The 17,053-nt window shown below is 65.4% G+C and carries 14 protein-coding genes and 1 tRNA gene; 2 read left to right on the forward strand and 13 right to left on the reverse strand.

Annotated features, from left to right (window positions below):
- Positions 1-47: 47 nt before the first annotated feature.
- Positions 48-3,434: an AAA family ATPase gene (locus tag HCU76_RS06865; protein ID WP_218508866.1), complete on the reverse strand. Its 3,387-nt coding sequence runs from the start codon at positions 3,432-3,434 to the stop codon at positions 48-50.
- A 212-nt stretch (positions 3,435-3,646) separates the two neighbouring features.
- On the opposite strand from HCU76_RS06865, the gene HCU76_RS06870 reads away from it, so the two are divergent.
- Positions 3,647-4,414 (forward strand): SDR family oxidoreductase, encoded by a 768-nt coding sequence (locus tag HCU76_RS06870; protein ID WP_213957699.1) that lies wholly within the window; start codon positions 3,647-3,649, stop codon positions 4,412-4,414.
- 142 nt (positions 4,415-4,556) lie between these two features.
- Entirely contained in the window at positions 4,557-6,116 is a 1,560-nt protein-coding gene (locus HCU76_RS06875; protein ID WP_218508867.1) for an arylsulfatase, read from the forward strand.
- A gap of 75 nt (positions 6,117-6,191) precedes the next feature.
- Here the strand turns inward: HCU76_RS06875 and HCU76_RS06880 are convergent, their stop codons facing one another.
- From HCU76_RS06880 to HCU76_RS06935, 12 genes are all read right to left on the reverse strand, one after another.
- The gene (locus HCU76_RS06880; RefSeq protein WP_218508868.1) at positions 6,192-6,770 is read right to left on the reverse strand and encodes an HD domain-containing protein; all 579 of its coding nucleotides are present in this window, start codon (positions 6,768-6,770) and stop codon (positions 6,192-6,194) included.
- A gap of 126 nt (positions 6,771-6,896) precedes the next feature.
- Positions 6,897-8,213 carry a flavin-dependent oxidoreductase gene (locus HCU76_RS06885; protein ID WP_218508869.1) on the reverse strand — a complete coding sequence of 439 codons (1,317 nt, stop codon included), beginning with the start codon at positions 8,211-8,213 and terminating at the stop codon, positions 6,897-6,899.
- A 145-nt stretch (positions 8,214-8,358) separates the two neighbouring features.
- Positions 8,359-8,435: transfer RNA gene (locus tag HCU76_RS06890), tRNA-Pro, on the reverse strand.
- 26 nt (positions 8,436-8,461) lie between these two features.
- Positions 8,462-8,923, reverse strand: a complete 462-nt coding sequence (locus HCU76_RS06895) for a MerR family transcriptional regulator (RefSeq protein WP_218508870.1) — start codon at positions 8,921-8,923, stop codon at positions 8,462-8,464.
- 64 nt (positions 8,924-8,987) lie between these two features.
- On the reverse strand, positions 8,988-9,350 hold the full coding sequence (locus HCU76_RS06900) for an integration host factor subunit alpha (protein ID WP_371319774.1): 363 nt from the start codon (positions 9,348-9,350) through the stop codon (positions 8,988-8,990).
- Between the two features lie 5 nt (positions 9,351-9,355).
- Complete coding sequence (gene pheT, locus HCU76_RS06905) at positions 9,356-11,797, reverse strand: phenylalanine--tRNA ligase subunit beta (protein ID WP_218508871.1); 2,442 nt, start codon at positions 11,795-11,797, stop codon at positions 9,356-9,358.
- Between the two features lie 21 nt (positions 11,798-11,818).
- Positions 11,819-12,889, reverse strand: coding sequence for a phenylalanine--tRNA ligase subunit alpha (pheS, locus tag HCU76_RS06910; RefSeq protein WP_213957692.1), 1,071 nt, complete (start codon positions 12,887-12,889; stop codon positions 11,819-11,821).
- 121 nt (positions 12,890-13,010) lie between these two features.
- The gene (rplT, locus tag HCU76_RS06915) at positions 13,011-13,370 is read right to left on the reverse strand and encodes a 50S ribosomal protein L20 (RefSeq protein ID WP_213957691.1); all 360 of its coding nucleotides are present in this window, start codon (positions 13,368-13,370) and stop codon (positions 13,011-13,013) included.
- A gap of 24 nt (positions 13,371-13,394) precedes the next feature.
- Positions 13,395-13,598 carry a 50S ribosomal protein L35 gene (gene rpmI / locus HCU76_RS06920; protein WP_132733279.1) on the reverse strand — a complete coding sequence of 68 codons (204 nt, stop codon included), beginning with the start codon at positions 13,596-13,598 and terminating at the stop codon, positions 13,395-13,397.
- Positions 13,599-13,783: 185 nt separating this feature from the next.
- The gene (infC, locus tag HCU76_RS06925; protein WP_213957791.1) at positions 13,784-14,389 is read right to left on the reverse strand and encodes a translation initiation factor IF-3; all 606 of its coding nucleotides are present in this window, start codon (positions 14,387-14,389) and stop codon (positions 13,784-13,786) included.
- Between the two features lie 76 nt (positions 14,390-14,465).
- Positions 14,466-16,373, reverse strand: coding sequence for a threonine--tRNA ligase (thrS, locus tag HCU76_RS06930; RefSeq protein ID WP_218508872.1), 1,908 nt, complete (start codon positions 16,371-16,373; stop codon positions 14,466-14,468).
- Between the two features lie 320 nt (positions 16,374-16,693).
- Positions 16,694-16,996: a putative quinol monooxygenase gene (locus HCU76_RS06935; RefSeq protein ID WP_218508873.1), complete on the reverse strand. Its 303-nt coding sequence runs from the start codon at positions 16,994-16,996 to the stop codon at positions 16,694-16,696.
- Positions 16,997-17,053: the final 57 nt, after the last annotated feature.

The following is a 17,053-nucleotide window of genomic DNA, read 5'->3' on the forward strand; positions in this document are numbered from 1 at the left end:
CTGCACGGGAGTGCAGTTCGCTCCTCAACCCGAACTCGGCGCCCTCGCTACGAAATCTTCACGCCTTCTTTGGCGTCGATGCCGAGCGCCTTCAGCACCTCGCGCGCATGCACGAGGTCGCGCGTGCCAAAGCCCTCAGTGAACCATTGGTAGACCGGCGCCAGCAGCTCCCGCGCCTCGCTGGTCCGGCCCTGCTTGTGCAGCATCTCTGCCAGGCTGGTCGCGGTGCGCAGTTCCCATGACCGCGCCTGCTGGGTCCGGGCCCAGTCCAGCGACAGGCGATAGCTCGCCTCGGCGGCTTCCGTGTCGCCGCGCTGCTCGTGCAGCCACCCCTCCAGGCGGCGAATCTCGGCATAGTGGCAGCGCTCGCCCCAACCGGCCCGCTGCACCTGCTCGATCTGGCTCTCGACGATGCGCAACGCCTCGGTGACATCGCCCTCCATCGCCATGCCTTCGGCGAGCAGCGACTTGAGATACGGGTTGCTGCCACCGTAGCCGCCGCCGGCTTCGCGCATGGCCAGCCCGGCCTGCAACAGGCGCACGCCCTCGGCCGCCTTCCCCGCGCGAACCAGCGAGGCGCCGCGCCGCAGCGGCGCCATCAACTGCCAGAGCACCGTGAGGCTGTTCTCCCGCCCCAGGCGCTCGGACTCCTCGATGCGGGCCTGCTGCGCCTCGGGCTCACCCCGGTACTCGAACACGTCCGCGCCGGCAGACAAGGCGAAGCCGCGGTCGAAGACATGGCCGCGCGTGCGTGCGTGCGCATCCTTCGCATCGCACTCCTCGACGGCGCGGTCCGGGTAGCCCAGCATCCAGCTCACCTGCGCCCGGTAGACGCCGGCGCCGGTCAGCGGATCGTGGTTGATCTCGTTGGCGATGTGGCGGTGCCTGACCGGGTCGTAGATCCGCGTCAGTTCCTCGATGTGCGCGCGGCTCGTCAGCAGTTCGCCGAGCCAGAAGGTCGACACGCTCATCATCAGGTGCGCCGTGATCAGCATGTCGCTGTCGCCCGTCTCGCGACCCATGGCAAGAAGCTGCTCGGCCCAGTCCACGGATTCCGCGACCCGCCCCTGGCTCAGCGTGTTCGCGAACAAGCCCCAGTACACCGCCAGCACATCCCGCCCGGATGCGGCGGAGTCCACCAACTTCAGCGCCGGCAGGAGGCTGTCCCGGGCCTCGGGCGCGGCCCAGCCCTTGGCGGCCATCCAGGAAACGCCAAGGGCGCGCCGCAGCGAGAGTTCGCACCGAACGTTCTCCACCGAGCCCGGCAGCATGGACACCAGCTTCAGGCCCTGGTTGAGATGCGAGATGGCCTCGATCAGCGCCATCCGCTTCAGCGCCAGTTCGCCCGCGCTCTGCCAGAGCGGAATCGCGGCCGTGGCCAGGCCTGCGGCGGTGAGGTGATGGGCCAACACTTCGGGCTCGGTGACCTTGCTGTTGGCAAAGCGCTCCTGGATCGCGCGGGCAATGCTGGCATGCAGCTCCTGCCTGCGGCTCTTGAGCAGCGAGTCGTAGGCCACGTCCTGGACCAGCGCATGCTTGAAGGTGTAGGTCGCATCCGGCGGCGCACCCTGGCACCAGGCCAGGCCCGACTCGGTCAGACGCGCGAGCGACGCGTCGAGTTGCTCCCGGTTCATCGGCGCCACCGCCGCGATCAGCTCGTAGCTGAACACGCGCCCGATGGCCGCGCCGATCTGCGCGATGACCTTCACCGGATTGAAGCGGTCCAGCCGCGCCATCAGTGAATCCCGCAGCGTGGCCGGAATGGCCATGCCGTTGCCGGCGCCCCGGTACTCGTAGTGATCCGCCTCCTCCGTCAGCTCGCCGGATTCGAGGACGGCCTTGGTCAGTTCCTCCACGAACAGCGGCACGCCGTCGGTCCTGGCCAGGATCTGCTCCAGCAACCGCGGCGGCAGCGCCTTGCCGCCCGCCAGCCCGGACACCATCGCCGCGCCTTGCGCCTGCGTAAGGCGGGACAGGTTCAGCGCCCGCACGTGTGCTTGCTCCGGCCAGCGCGACTTGAACTCCGGCCGATGGGTCAGCACAACCAGCAACGGGATCGACGGCAGGCGGGCGATCAACAGGTCGACCACCTCCAGCGAGGTCGGGTCGGCCCAGTGCACGTCCTCGAACAGCAACACGCTCGGATGCTTGCGCGCGGCCGCCTCGGTCAGGTCCACCAGCGTGCGCAGCGTCTCCTGCTTGCGCTTCTGGGAGGTCATGGGCCGGGGTCCATAACGGTCGTCGCAGGGGATCGACATCATCGAGGCGATGAAGCCGACGTCGGCCAGCGGCCGCCCATAGGCGCCGACCATCAGGCTCTCCAGCTTGTCGAGCCTGGACGCGGGCGACTCGTTGCGTGCGAACTTCAGCCCCCGCTCGAAGTTGTGGGTGCTGGGCCAGAAGGCACTGTTGACGTAATAGGGCGAGCACTGGAACTGCAGCGCCTTGGCGCCCTCGCTTTCGGCCCGCGCGCGGAAGGTGTCCAGGATGCGGCTCTTGCCGATGCCCGGTTCGCCCGACAGCACCACCACTTGGCCCTGCCCTCCTCGCGCGAGCGCCCAGCGCTCCAGCAGCAGCCCGATCTCCTGCTCCCGGCCGATCAGCGGCGTCAGCCCGCTCTCCTGGGTGGCGGCCTGGAAGCGGCTTGCCGCTTCGTTCACGCCAACCACGCCGTAGACCCGGACCGGCTGGGCAATACCCTTCATCGCACGCTCGCCCAGGTCCTCATAGGAGAACACGCCCCCGGCCAGGCGGTGCACCCGCTGGCTCACCAAGATGCTGCCGGGCTGGGCCGCAGCCTGCAGCCGTGCCGCCAGGTTCACCGCCTCGCCGACCGCACTCTTCCCCGCCTCGGACACCACGACCACACCGGTCGCGATGCCGATGCGAACCGCAAGCCGCCCGGCGTCGGGGATCTCCAGCCGCGACAGCGTCTCGATGATCTCCAGCCCGGCATGAATGGCGCGCTCCGCCTCGCCCTCATGCGCCAGCGGATACCCGAAGAAGGCCAGGATGCCGTCGCCCAGGAGCTGGAACACATAGCCCTCGTAGCGGGCGATGCACACCGCGCACGCATCCTCGTAGGCATGGACGATGCGCCGCAGCACCTCCGGGTCGACGCGGCCGGCAAGTTCGGTGAAGCCGACCATGTCGCAGAACATGGCAGTCAACTGGCGCCGCTCGCCCTCGTCGGCCACGCCTTCGTCGGCGGCTTCGGGCGGCGCGTCCGCCAGCGCCTCGGAGGCGGACGCGTCGCTCCGGATCGTGCGCAGGGCCGCGGCCAGCTTGGCGCGCAGTCCGATCGGCAGGCCCAGGTCCTTCAGGTCCGCCGCTGAAAGCACCAGCAACGCATCCCAGTCGATCTGCTCGCGTTCCAGTGTCTCGGCGATGGATGCCAGCCGATGCTTGTCGAGCCAATCCCGGACGTTGCTCATGGAGAGTTTGCGCTGCGGTGGAGACCGGCCGAAAGGTCGATCGAATGTGGACAAAGTGTAAGCGGTGCCTCATCCGGCGAACAACGCGAACGCCCGCCGTCCCCAAGTGAAAACCCCTGCCAGCCCCGGCCGCAACCGCCCGGCAAAGCCACGCAGGAACCGCGCCCGATGGGCCCACAATGCGTCGAACAATCCGATGGGCGCGAACAACCATGACAACAACCCATGACTTCCGCGGCAAGGCCGTTCTCATCACCGGCGCGGGCGGCGGCATCGGCCGCGCCACCGCACTGGCCTTCGCCAGGGCGGGCGCGCGTCTGATGCTGACCGACATCGGCGCTGCCGCGAGCGAGGAGACGGCATCGCTGGCGCGCGCCGAGGGCGGCGAGGCGATGTTCCTGCAGGTCGACGTCAGCCGTGAAGCCGAGGTGGCGGCGATGGTCGCGGCCACGGTGGCGGCCTACGGACGGCTCGACTGCGCCTTCAACAATGCCGGCATCGAGATCGAAACCTCGCGCATCACGGAATGCGACGAAGCGGTGTTCGACCGCATCATGGGCGTCAACGTCAAGGGCGTCTGGCTTTGCCTCAAGCATGAGCTCAGGCAGATGGAGGCGCAGGGCGGCGGCGCCATCGTCAACACCGCCTCGGTCGCCGGCCTGAAGGGCGCGCCGCGGCTGGCCACCTATGCCGCTTCCAAGCATGCGGTGGTGGGGCTCACCCGGTCCACGGCGGCCGAATTCGCCAGGCAGAACATCCGCATCAACGCCGTGTGCCCGGGGGTGATCCGCACCCCGATGGCCGCACGGTGGGCCGACCTGGATCCGGACTTGCCGGCGCGCATCGCAGCCATGCACCCGATCGGGCGCATCGGCGAACCGGAGGAAGTCGCCGCGGCGGTGCTGTGGCTGTGCTCCGACGCCGCGTCCTTCGTGACCGGAACAGCGCAAGCGGTGGACGGCGGCTTCACCGCCATCTGACTTCCGGCCTCGCACCAAAGGGCATTGGCTATTGCCCGCACGCACATTGCCTGCGCCGCCGGCCCTGTCGGATGATGCCCGACCTGGCGCCTGCAGGCTCATGCGGCGGCGAGCGCTTCATCCCTACCCGAAAGGAGAACGCATGGCAAAGGCAAAAAGTGCGGCCAAATCGAAGCAACCCAACATCCTCGTGATCTGGGGCGACGACATCGGCATCGCCAACCTCAGCTGCTACACCCACGGCCTGATGGGCTACCAGACGCCCAACATCGATCGCCTGGCCAGGGAAGGCATGAAGTTCACCGATTCCTACGGCGAGCAGTCGTGCACGGCCGGGCGCTCATCGTTCATCACCGGCCAGAGCGTGCTGCGCACCGGCCTGTCGAAGGTCGGCGTGCCAGCCGCGCCGGTCGGCATGAACACCAGGATCGTCACCATCGCGGCGCTGCTGAAGAACCAGGGCTACGCCACCGGCCAGTTCGGCAAGAACCACCTGGGCGACCGCAATGAGCACCTGCCCACCAACCACGGCTTCGATGAGTTCTACGGCAACCTCTATCACCTGAATGCCGAGGAAGAGCCGGAGATGCCGGACTACTACCCTGAGAAGGACTTTCCCAACTTCCGGAAGAACAATGGCCCGCGCGGCGTGATCCATTCGTACGCCACGGACGTCGACGACGCGACCGAGGAGCCGCGCTGGGGCCGCGTCGGCAAGCAGAAGATCGAGGACACCGGCCCGCTGACCGTGAAGCGCATGGAGACCTGTGACGACGATTTCGCCGCCGAAGCCAAGAAGTTCATCGGCGCGCAGAACGATGCCGGCAAGCCCTTTTTCGTGTGGGTCAACTTCACCCACATGCATCTGTTCACGCACACCAAGCCCGAGAGCATCGGCCAGGCCGGGCGCTGGCAGTCGCCCTACCACGACACGATGATCGACCACGACAAGAACGTCGGCGAACTGCTCGACTATCTCGACGAACTGGGCATCAGCGAAGACACCTTCGTCATGTACTCGACCGACAACGGCCCGCACATGAACAGCTGGCCCGACGGCGCAATGACGCCGTTCCGCAGCGAGAAGAACACCAACTGGGAAGGCGCATTCCGCATCCCGATGGTGGTGCGCTGGCCCGGCAAGGTCCCGGCCGGCACCGTCTCGAACGGCATCGTGCAGCACCACGACTGGCTGCCGACCTTCCTGGAAATGGCGGGCGAGCCCGACATCGTCGAGAAGTGCAAGAAGGGCGTGGAGGCGATCGGCCGAACCTACAAGAACCACATCGACGGCTTCAGCCTGCTGAAGCACATCACCGGCGAGGAAAAGGAAAGCCCGCGCAAGCTCTTCGTCTACATCAGCGACGACGGCGACATCCTCGGCGTGCGCTACGACAACTGGAAAGTGGTCTTCATGGAGCAGCGGCTGCGCGGCACCATGGGCATCTGGGCCGAACCCTTCGTCACGCTGCGCCTGCCCAAGCTCTTCAACCTGCGAACCGACCCGTTCGAACGCGCGGACTCCACCTCGAACTCGTACTACGAATGGTTCCTGTACCACGCGTACATCCTGTACGGCGCCTGGGGCATCGCCGACCAGTTTGCTGCGACCTTCAAGGACTTCCCGCCGATCCAGAAGCCCAACACCTTCACGATCGGCGACGCGATCGAGAAGATGAAGGAGGCGTCCGGCGGAGGCTGATCGGCCGGCCGCGCGCGGGCGTCTGGTGGCGCTGCAACACCGGTGCCCGCGCCCTGCCCGCGCTGCGGCGGGCCCTTACTTCTGGAGCGCGGCCAGGTAGAGCGACTGGCGCGGTCGCGCCATCACGCGGCGCAGCATTGGCTCGAATTCCTGCAATGGCATGAACTTCGCGTTGGTGTCGAACGCGGGGTTGTCGTAGAGATCGACGAACTCCGCGGTGCGCGTGTAGTGCGGGTTGTCCTTGAACCGCTCACGCATGTTGCGGTCCATCCCGAGGTGGTGGAAGAAGTTGTAGCCCTGGAAGATGGCGTGGTTCTGCACCATCCAGAGGTTCTCTTCCGAGACGAAGGGCTTCAGGATGGCCGCGGCGATGTCGGGGTGGTTGAAGGTGCCGAGCGTGTCGCCGATATCGTGCAGCAGGGCGCACACCACGTACTCCTCGTCGCGTCCGTCGCGTGCGGACAAGGTGGCCGTTTGCAGGCAGTGCGTGTAGCGATCGACGGGGAAGCCGCCGTAGTCGTTCTCCAGCAGGCGCAGGTGGGTGATCACGCGATCGGGCAGCGTCTTGGTGAATTCGGCGAACTCGCCGCCGATGACCCGCCATTCGGCAGCGGTACTGTCTTCCATGCGGGTGAATGTGGCGCGGTTGTTCATGCGTGAGGTCTCCGGGTTGGTTTTTTGCTGGCGGCTGCGCCGGCTCGAATGACCGCTGCCCTTGCTGGCGGCGGGCGCGGCGGCAGCGCGCACCACGATCTTAAAAGGTCCCCTTCCGCGAGACGGTCACGCAGATGCCTGCGGCACCGAGCCAGAGGCCCGGGCGCCGGGTGCAATCGTCGGCGGCGCACTGTTCAGCGCATCGATCGCGAAGCCCGCCGCGGCCTTGTAGCGCGACATGAATGCCTCCCGCTCGGCGGCCGGAATCACGTCGTCGATGTTGTCGAACACGCCACCGCAGCGTTCGTCGACCAGGCCGAGGATGCCAAACGGCCCGGCGCCTCGATTGCGCAGTACCAGCGCGGAGATGTCTGCACACAGCTTGTCGTCGTAGGCCTGCAGCGCCGCGGCAGTCACCCCCTTGTCGATCATGGCGGCGCCCAGCACGCGCGCATCGACGATGGCCTGGCTCGCACCGTTGGAACCCACCGGATACATCACGTGCGCCGCGTCGCCGAGCAGCGCCACCCGGCCGTCGACCCAGGTCGGCACCGGATCGCGATCGATCATCGGGTACTCGAAGAACTCCCTGGCGCCGCGCAGCATCGCGGGAACGTCGAGCCAGCCATAGTTCCAGCCCTCGAAGTGGTGGATGAAATCCTCGAGCGCGGCGCGGCGGTTCCAGTCGCCCTGCGTCCAGCCACCGGCGTTGTCGACGGTGATCTCGGCGATCCAGTTGATGGTGGCGAGCCCGGTGACCGGATCGGGCGGCGAGATCGGATAGAGCACCACGCGGTGCTTGAGCGAACCGACGCCCACGAAGGACGCGCCGGTGCGGATCGGCACACCCGGCGCGGTGCCGCGCCACATGATGGCGCCGCCCCACTGGATCGGCGGCTGCGCCGGATGCATCTGCGCACGCACCGCGGAGTGCAGGCCATCCGCGGCAATGAGCAACCGGCCCTCCACCTCCAGGCGCTGCCCGTCGCGTGTCTCGACCAGGGCGGTCACGCCGTCGGCATGGTTGCGGTAGCCGGTGACGCGGTGGCCAAGTCGTATCGCGTCGGGGCCGAGCCGCTCGAGCGCCACCTTGTACAGCAGCATCTGCAACTGCCCGCGATGCACCGAGTATTGAGGCCAGCGATATCCCGCGAGCAGGCCGCGCGGCTCTGCGTAGACGTCATTGCCATTGCGCCCGACGAGCGCCCATTCGCGCGCCTGGATGCCGATCGTGTCGAGCAGCGTGTCGTCGATGCCAAGGTCGTACAGCTCGCGCACGGCATTGGGTTGCAGGTTGATGCCGACGCCGAGCGGCTGCAGCGCGGCGACGGCCTCGAGCACGACACACGGCACGCCGATCTGATGAAGGGTGAGCGCGAGGGCGATGCCCCCGATGCCACCGCCTGCGATCAGGACGGGGCGGGAATTGGATGATTCAGGCATGGCGCGGATTGTCGGGGACGCGCAGCACGGTTCGCGCCCCGGCTTACCCCGCTCCAGCCTTGGCCGTCGGCGGGCCCACCTACAAATGCCACCCAACGAAAAAGGGCGTCCGGTGGATGAAACCGGACGCCCTTGGACGTTCATATGGTCGGTGTGAAAGGATTCGAACCTTCGACCCCTTGCACCCCATGCAAGTGCGCTACCAGGCTGCGCCACACACCGAAGCCCTCAATTATAACCTGCGGATTTCAGTGAACCGCACCCAGAAGCTCGCGGATTTCGAAGAGTTCGCGGCGAAGCTGGCTGATCAGCGTCTGCCCGGGCTGTTGCGAGGATGCGCCGGCGTCTTGCTGCTCGTCTTGCAAGGCGGCGTCGAACTCCTCGCGATCGATCTCGATGGCCTCGACGCCCGCGAGCGGCGTCTCGCCCAACCTGCGCCGGTCACGCTCGTGTTGCACCAGTTCCTGCAGCTTGTTGCGCGCACCGCTGATGGTGAAGCCTTGGTCATACAGCAGGTCGCGGATGCGGCGGATCATCAGCACCTCGTGGTGCTGGTAATAGCGGCGGTTGCCGCGCCGCTTCATCGGGCGCAGTTGGGTGAATTCCTGTTCCCAGTAGCGCAGCACATGCGGCTTGACGCCGCAAAGCTCACCCACTTCACCGATCGTGAAGTAGCGTTTGACGGGAATCGGGGGGAGGGTTTTCTCCATTGAAATCAATGCCGTGCGCGCGAAACCTGAGAGATTACTCCACCGGCCTCAACAGCGCCAAGAACTATTCGGTCCCGACGCTCCACTCGACCTCCTGGGGCCCTTCTTCCGTGATATTTCCGTGAATCTGTTCCTTGAGCTTGGCGCTCGCATGGAACGTGGCAACGCGGCGCGCGCCGATCGGAATCGCTTCGCCGGTGCGCGGATTGCGCCCCGGGCGCGGGGCCTTGGTGCGGATCTGAAAGTTGCCGAAGCCCGAGATTTTCACATCGGTCCCCTCGATCAGGCTCGCGGCGATCAGGCTGAAGAAAGCCTCGACCATGTCCTTCGACTCGCGCTTGTTCAGGCCGATCTGTTCGAACAGCAGGTCGGCCAGCTGCGCCTTGGTGAGCGCGGGTGTTTCGAGGGCCTCGAGCGTGAATTCCATGTCCATCATCCTCGCAGGCGTGCGCCCAGCTTGACGCCCAGTTGATCGATGATGGCGCGAACCGCCGGTTCGATCTGCTCGTCGGTCAACGTGCCCGCATCGCTCTGGAAGCTCAGGCGCACGGCCATGCTCTTCTCGCCTTGCGCCAGGCCGCCCGCAGCAGGCGCGGCGCCGTCGCGCGCGACCTGTGGCCTGTAGATGTCGAACAGATTGGCGCCCTGCAGAAGACCCTCGTCGCCAGACGCGGATGCGATGGCCTGCATCAGCGCATCGTGCGTGACGGCTTCCGCCACCACCACCGCGATATCGCGCTCAACGGCCTGGTGCCGCGGCACCGGCTGCGCAACGGGCAACGGTCGCGCAGTCACCGCATCGAGATCCAGCTCGAACAGCATGGGCGCCTGCGGCAACTCCCACTTCTGGCGCCAGCGCGGGTGCAACTCCCCCACCACGCCGATGTCGCAACCGTCGACGCGCACGCGCGCTGCGCGGCCCGGATGCAGCGCGGGATGCTCGGTCGGCTCGAAGGTCGGCAGCAGCGGCGCGAGCAGCGCCTCGACATCCCCCTTGATGTCGAAGAAGTCGGCGCCCTGGGCCTTGCCTTGCCAGCGCGAGCCTTCCGCATCGCCCCAGGCCAGGCCGGCCACCCGCATCGGCTGGTGGATGCCCTTGACGGTGCTGTCGGTCGTGGCGACGCTGTCGTCGCGCCTGAACACGCGACCCAGTTCGAACACGCGCACGCGTGGCGCCTTGCGGTCGATGTTGAACTTGAGCACCTGCAGCAGCGAGCCCAGCAGCGAGGAGCGCATCACGCTCATCTGGCTGGCAATCGGGTTCAGCAGCTTGATCGGGTTCGCGTTGCCGGCCAGGTCCTGCTCCCAGTGCGCCTCGACGAAGCTGAAGTTGATCGTTTCCTGGTAGCCCAGCGCTGCGACGCGGCGGCGCACGTCGAAGCGACCGCGTTGCACCTCGGGGCGCACGCGCGCGGTGATCGGCGCGAGCGGCGGTGTGGTCGGCAGGTTGTTGTAGCCGACGAGGCGCGCAACTTCCTCGATCAGGTCTTCCTCGATCAAGAGGTCGAAACGATGCGGCGGCGGGGTCACGCGGATCGTGCCTTCACCCTCTTCCATCGGCAGGCCGAGGCGCTTCAGCGCCGCGACGCAATCGGCTTGCGACAGCGGCATGCCGATCACGCGCGCCGCGCGCGCAACGCGCAAGGTCACGGGCCTGGCTTCCGGCAGGCGCAGGGTCTGATCGTCGATCGCGCCGGCCTGGCCGCCGCAGATGTCGATGATCAGTTGCGTGATGCGCTCGATCACTTGCACCGTGCGGCTGGGGTCCACGCCGCGTTCGAAGCGGTGGCCTGCATCGGTGTTGAAGTTGAAGCGGCGCGATCGGCCCTGAATGGCTTCAGGCCACCAGAACGCGGCCTCGACATAGATATTTTGCGTGTCGTCCGTCACCGAGGTAGCGTCGCCGCCCATGATGCCGGCCAGCGATTCGACCTCGCGCTCGTCCGCGATCACGCCGACTTTCTCGTCGACGGTGATCGTGTTGCCGTTGAGCAGCTTGAGCTGTTCGCCCGCCTTGCCCCAGCGCACCGTGAGGCCGCCGTGGATCTTGTCGAGGTCGAAGATGTGCGAGGGCTGGCCCAGTTCGAACATGACGTAGTTCGAGATGTCGACCAGCGCGGTCACGCTGCGCTGGCCACATCGCGCCAGGCGCTCGACCATCCAGGCCGGCGTCGCGGCCTTGGTATTGACGCCGCGCACGATGCGACCCGAGAAGCGGCCACAGAGTTCGGGCGCTTCAACCTTGACCGGCAGCACATCGGTAAAGGCAGTCGCGACCTGCGACACGGCGGGCGTCTGCAAGGGTGCGCGCGTCAACGCCGCCAGTTCGCGCGCCACGCCATACACGCTGAGGCCGTGCGCGAGGTTCGGCGTGAGCTTGAGCGTGAGCAGCGCGTCGTCGAGGTTCAGCACCTCGCGGATGTCGCCGCCAACGGGCGAATCGGCCGCAAGCTCCAGCAGTCCTCCATGGTCCTCGCTGAGTTGCAGTTCGCGCGCCGAGCACAGCATGCCGAAGCTCTCGACACCGCGCAGCTTGCCGACCTTGATCAGGAAGGGCTCGCCGTCCTCGCCGGGCGGCAGTTCGGCGCCGACCAACGCACACGGCACCTTGATGCCGACGCGTGCATTGGGCGCACCGCACACGATGTTGAGCAGGCTGCCCTGCCCCACATCGACTTGGCACACGCGGAGCTTGTCGGCGTTCGGATGCTGGACGGCTTCCTTGATTTCACCGACCACGATCTTCGTGAAAGGCGGCGCGGCGGGCTTGCGTTCTTCGACCTCGAAGCCGCCCATCGTGAGCGTCTCGGCCAGTTGTTCACTCGTGAGCGGCGGGTTGCAGAACTCGCGCAACCAGGACTCGGGGAATTGCATGTCGTCTCGATCTTTGTCTGGTTACTGGAATTGGCTGAGAAAACGCAGATCGCCGTCGAAGAACAAGCGCAGGTCGTTCACGCCGTAGCGCAGCATCGTGAGCCGGTCCGGGCCCATGCCAAAGGCGAAGCCGATGTAGCGCTCGGGGTCCAGCCCCATGTTGCGCACGACGTTCGGATGCACTTGGCCGGAACCGGCGACTTCGAGCCAGCGCCCGGCCAGCGGGCCGCTCTGGAACTGGATGTCGATCTCGGCGCTCGGCTCGGTGAACGGAAAAAAGCTGGGGCGGAAGCGCAGCACGAGGTCGTCGGTCTCGAAGAAGGTGCGGCAGAAGTCGGTGAATACGACCTTCAGGTCCTTGAAGCTCACGTTCTCTCCCAGCCACAGGCCTTCGCACTGGTGGAACATCGGCGAGTGCGTTGCGTCGCTGTCGACGCGGTAGGTGCGGCCCGGCGCAATCACGCGAATCTCGGGCGGCTTCACGTTTGGATCGGTCTCCGCGGCCTCGAACACGGCCGCGTGCTTCTTGATCTGCTGGTGTGCATAGCGGACCTGCATCGGGCTGGTGTGCGGGCGCAGGTTGTAGGGGATGCCGTCTTCGCCGTCGATGTCGACGTAGAAGGTGTCCTGCATCGAACGCGCCGGATGATTCGGCGGGTTGTTGAGCGAGGTAAAGCTGTGCCAGTCGGACTCGATCTCGGGGCCGTCGGCGACGTCGAAGCCCATGCTCGAGAAGATGGCCTCGATACGCTCCATCGTGCGGCTCACCGGGTGCAGTCCGCCACCCACGCGATGGCGGCCGGGCAAGGTCACGTCCAGCGCTTCGGCACGCAGTTGCACGTCGAGCTCCGCATCGGCCAGCGCCTGGCGGCGCGCATTCAACGCCGCTTCGATCGCCTGCTTGGCCACGTTGATGGCGGCGCCGCGCGACTTCTTCTCGTCAACCGACAGCTGGGCCATGCCCTTCATCAATTCGGTGATGCGACCGGCCTTGCCGAGAAAGCGTGCCTTGGCGTTTTCCAGATCGGCCGGCGCGTTCGCTTGTGCGAAGTCAGCGCGGGCGGTGTCGACCAGGGTGTCCAGCTCGTTCATAGAAATTCGGGAGAAGGAAATAAAAAAGGACTGGTGCCATTTCTAGCGCCAGCCCTCAATGCCGTTCAGGCCGTGGACACAAGCCGCCATCTTCGGGAAGACGGCGATCTGCGATACAGGATCAAGCAGCCAGCTTGGCCTTGACCTGCTCCACGATGCCGGCAAAAGCGGCCTTGTCGTGCACGGCGATATCGGCCAGGACCTTGCGGTCGATCTCGATACCAGCCTTGCGGATGCCGTTGGCGAACTGGCTGTAGGTCAGGCCCAGTTCACGCGAGGCGGCGTTGATACGCGCGATCCACAGTTGACGGAAGACGCGCTTCTTGGTGCGGCGGTCACGGTAGGCGTATTGGCCTGCCTTCATCACCGCCTGCTTGGCGATGCGATAGACATTACCGCGGCGGCCGCGGAAACCCTTGGCGAGCTTGAGAACCTTCTTGTGGCGGGCGCGAGCCGTTACACCACGTTTGACGCGAGGCATGTGAGTACTCCTTGTTCGTCTTGATTAAATGCCCATGCCGGGCAACATGGCGGCCATCGAAACCATGTTGGTTTCATGAACCGTCACTGCACCGCGCAGATGGCGCTTGTTCTTGGTGGTCTTCTTGGTCAGGATGTGACGCTTGAAGGCTTGACCGCGCTTGACGGTGCCACCGGGACGAACGCGGAAACGTTTTTTCGCGCTGCTCTTGGTCTTCATTTTGGGCATTGAATGCTCCTTAAATTGTGCTCGTGAGGCGATGCGGATGCTCCGCATGCTTGTTGGCCCCGAGACACTTCTTCATCCCACGCCCGCCTTGCGGCCGGCGCGAAATCCCTGCAAAACTTATCTGCCGTTCGAACTGAGCGATGCCGAAACACTTCGGCAAGTTCAGCCCGACCGAACTTTGACGATCAAGCGGCGGCTGCCGGCTCGGTCGTGGCCTTCGGTGCAGCCCCACCGGCCTTCTTGCGGCCCGGCGCGATCATCATGATCATCTGCCGGCCTTCGAGCTTCGGAAACTGCTCGACCATGATCGTGTCACCCAACTCGTCGCGAATGCGCTGCAAGAGTGCCAGACCCAGCTCCTGGTGCGTGATCTCGCGGCCGCGGAAGCGCAGCGTGATCTTGCATTTGTCGCCGTCCTCAAGAAAGCGCCGGATGTTGCGCATCTTGATGTTGTAGTCACCATCGTCGGTACCGGGCCGGAACTTGATTTCCTTGACCTCGATGACCTTCTGCTTCGACTTCGCTTCGGCTGCCTTCTTCTGCTCGTGGTACTTGAACTTTCCGTACTCGATCAGTCGGCAGACCGGCGGGTTGGCCGCCGCGACGACCTCCACCAGATCCACATCGGCCTCACCGGCGAGGCGCAATGCCTCGGAGAGGCTCATCACACCCATTGGCTCGTTTTCCGGGCCGACAAGGCGGACTTCCGGGGCCATGATTTCCCGGTTAAGGCGGTGTTGGCGTTCCTCGCGGTGGCGGCGGTCGCGAAATGCAGTAGCGATGGTCTGAATCCTTCAATCAATTTGCTACAGAATCTGTAGCGAAAACCGTAGCAACCACGCGCACAAGCGACCGTTTATCTCAAAATCAGCGTTTGTGTTGAATGTCTTCGGCGAGCAGTTCTGAGAACGCCTGCATCGACATGACTCCGAGGTCTTTGTTGCCTCGAGCGCGCACTGCGACGGCACCTGCTTCCTTTTCCTTGTCGCCCACGACGAGGATATAAGGGAGCTTTTGCAACGAATGCTTCCGTATTTTATACGTAATCTTCTCGTTGTGCAGGTCAAGCGTCACCCTAAGCCCTTGATTCCGCAGCGTTTTGGCTACTTCGAAGGCGTAATCGGCCTGCCCCTCGCTGATATTCAGCACCGCGACGTGCACCGGCGCCAGCCACGCCGGCATGGCGCCGGCATGGTGCTCGACCAACATGCCGATGAAACGCTCCAGGCTGCCGACGATGGCGCGGTGCAGCATCACCGGGAAGGCGCGGCCGCTCGTTTCCGTGACGTATTCGCCGCCCAGGCGTTCGGCCGTGTTGAAGTCGACCTGCATCGTGCCGCACTGCCACTGGCGGCCGATGGCATCCTTCAGCGTGTATTCGATCTTCGGGCCGTAGAAGGCGCCGTCGCCCGGGGCGATGACGAAATCGACGCCGGAGCGGCGCAGCGACTCCATCACGGCATGCTCCGCCTTGTCCCACAGCTCATCCGAGCCGACGCGGTTCTCCGGCCGCGTGGCGACCTTGTAGAGGATGTCCGTGAAGCCGAAGTCGGCATAGACCTCCTGCAATTGCACCGTGTAGTCGATGCACTCCTGGAGGATCTGGTCTTCCGTGCAGAAGATGTGGCCGTCGTCCTGCGTGAAGCCGCGCACGCGCATGATGCCGTGCAGGCCGCCCGACGGCTCGTTGCGGTGGCACTGGCCGAACTCGCCGTAGCGCAGCGGCAGGTCGCGGTAGCTGCGAAGGTCGCTCTTGAAGATGATCACATGGCCAGGGCAATTCATCGGCTTCAACGCGTATTCGCGCTTTTCCGACTCCGTGACGAACATGTTCTCGCGGTAGTTCTGCCAGTGGCCCGTCTTCTCCCACAGGCTCTTGTCGAGGATCTGCGGGCCCTTCACTTCCTGGTAGCCCGTGTCGCGGTACACCGCGCGCATGTACTGCTCGACCTGCTGCCACAGCGCCCAGCCCTTCGGGTGCCAGAACACCACGCCCGGCGCCACCTCGTCGATGTGGTACAGGTCGAGTTCACGGCCGAGCTTGCGGTGGTCGCGCTTCTCGGCCTCCTCGATGCGCTGGATGTATTGGTCGAGCTGCTTCTTGTCAGCCCAGGCCGTGCCGTAGATGCGCTGCAACTGCTCGTTCTTGGCATCGCCGCGCCAGTAGGCGCCGGCCAGCTTCGTGAGCTTGAAGACCTTCAGGAAGCGCGTGTTCGGCACGTGCGGGCCGCGGCACATGTCGACGTATTCCTGGTGGTAGTAGAGGCCCATGGCCTGCTCGTCGGGCATGTCCTCGACCAGACGCAGCTTGTATTCCTCGCCGCGGGACTTGAAGACCTCGATGACATCGGCGCGCGGCGTCATCTTCTTGACGACGTCGTAGTCCTGCGCGATCAACTCGCGCATGCGCGCCTCGATGGCGGCCATGTCTTCGGGCGTGAAGGGGCGCTCGTAGGAAATGTCGTAGTAGAAACCCTCCTCGATCACCGGGCCGATCACCATCTTGGCCGTCGGGTAGAGCTGCTTCACCGCATGGCCGACCAGGTGGGCCGTCGAGTGGCGGATGATTTCCAGGCCTTCGTCGTCGCGCGGCGTGATGATCTGGAGCTTGGCGCTGTGGTCGATGATGTCGCTGGCGTCGACCAGCTTGCCGTCGACCTTGCCGGCCAGCGTCATCTTGGCCAGGCCGGGGCCGATGGACTGGGCCACTTCGGCCACGGAGACGGGGCCGGGGAACTCGCGCTGCGAGTTGTCGGGGAGCGTGATCTGGATCATGAAGAAAACCTCTGGAGATAAAAGCAAAAAGCGCGGTGGGAGCCGCGCTTTGCTGGTTCTGGGTGCCGGTCGAGACCAGCGTGCGCGGGCTACCGGCCGCTTCCTTGAAGGAAAGAGCCGTTGAAAACGGTTGCCGTAGTTCGCGGTGTCATAACCAGATTGCCTTTCTCGCCCTTGTTGAGAGTAGAGCCCGCCATTCTAGCCGCGCGCCTCAAAAAGCAAACTTGAGCGGCATTGCCTGAAGCGGCCGTCGCGACACCGCCTGTACGTTCGGCAACGCAGGTTCGTCTCGATCATCGCGATCTCTCAGTGGCGCGACATCAGGCAAGGTTCTTCAGACCGAGCACCTCGATCGGCTGGATCGACGGTGGCTCGCTGAACAGTTCATCGGCCTTTGCCATGAGCGCCTGCGCGATGGGGCCGCTCAGGTGAGCCTGCCGGCCGGCCTCGTCCGCGAACGCGTCGAACACGCCGAATGTCGTCGGCCCGATGCGCAGTGCGAACCAGATCGGAGTTGTCTTTTCCTCGTGCGCCAGCGCCAGGCCGGTCTCGAGGAACTTCTCGACATCGGCCTCCTTGCCGGGCTTGGCTTCGAGGCGGGCGAACAGTCCGAGCTTGATCATGTGGGTACTCCGGTGTGTGCGTGATGCGGCGTGCGGTATTGCGCGCCCCAAGGTGGA

It is taken from the genome of Variovorax sp. dw_308 (assembly GCF_019207085.1).
Lineage (GTDB): Bacteria > Pseudomonadota > Gammaproteobacteria > Burkholderiales > Burkholderiaceae_C > Variovorax.

Coding starts and splice junctions, on each gene's coding strand:
- HCU76_RS06865 (WP_218508866.1), bottom strand. CDS start 3,434: ATGAGCAACGTCCGGGATTGGCTCGACAAGCATCGGCTGGCATCCATC.
- rplT (WP_213957691.1), bottom strand. CDS start 13,370: ATGCCTCGCGTCAAACGTGGTGTAACGGCTCGCGCCCGCCACAAGAAG.
- HCU76_RS06885 (WP_218508869.1), bottom strand. CDS start 8,213: ATGCCTGAATCATCCAATTCCCGCCCCGTCCTGATCGCAGGCGGTGGC.
- HCU76_RS06900 (WP_371319774.1), bottom strand. CDS start 9,350: ATGGAATTCACGCTCGAGGCCCTCGAAACACCCGCGCTCACCAAGGCG.
- HCU76_RS06880 (WP_218508868.1), bottom strand. CDS start 6,770: ATGAACAACCGCGCCACATTCACCCGCATGGAAGACAGTACCGCTGCC.
- HCU76_RS06895 (WP_218508870.1), bottom strand. CDS start 8,923: ATGGAGAAAACCCTCCCCCCGATTCCCGTCAAACGCTACTTCACGATC.
- HCU76_RS06870 (WP_213957699.1), top strand. CDS start 3,647: ATGACAACAACCCATGACTTCCGCGGCAAGGCCGTTCTCATCACCGGC.
- thrS (WP_218508872.1), bottom strand. CDS start 16,373: ATGATCCAGATCACGCTCCCCGACAACTCGCAGCGCGAGTTCCCCGGC.
- pheS (WP_213957692.1), bottom strand. CDS start 12,889: ATGAACGAGCTGGACACCCTGGTCGACACCGCCCGCGCTGACTTCGCA.
- HCU76_RS06935 (WP_218508873.1), bottom strand. CDS start 16,996: ATGATCAAGCTCGGACTGTTCGCCCGCCTCGAAGCCAAGCCCGGCAAG.
- rpmI (WP_132733279.1), bottom strand. CDS start 13,598: ATGCCCAAAATGAAGACCAAGAGCAGCGCGAAAAAACGTTTCCGCGTT.
- pheT (WP_218508871.1), bottom strand. CDS start 11,797: ATGCAATTCCCCGAGTCCTGGTTGCGCGAGTTCTGCAACCCGCCGCTC.
- HCU76_RS06875 (WP_218508867.1), top strand. CDS start 4,557: ATGGCAAAGGCAAAAAGTGCGGCCAAATCGAAGCAACCCAACATCCTC.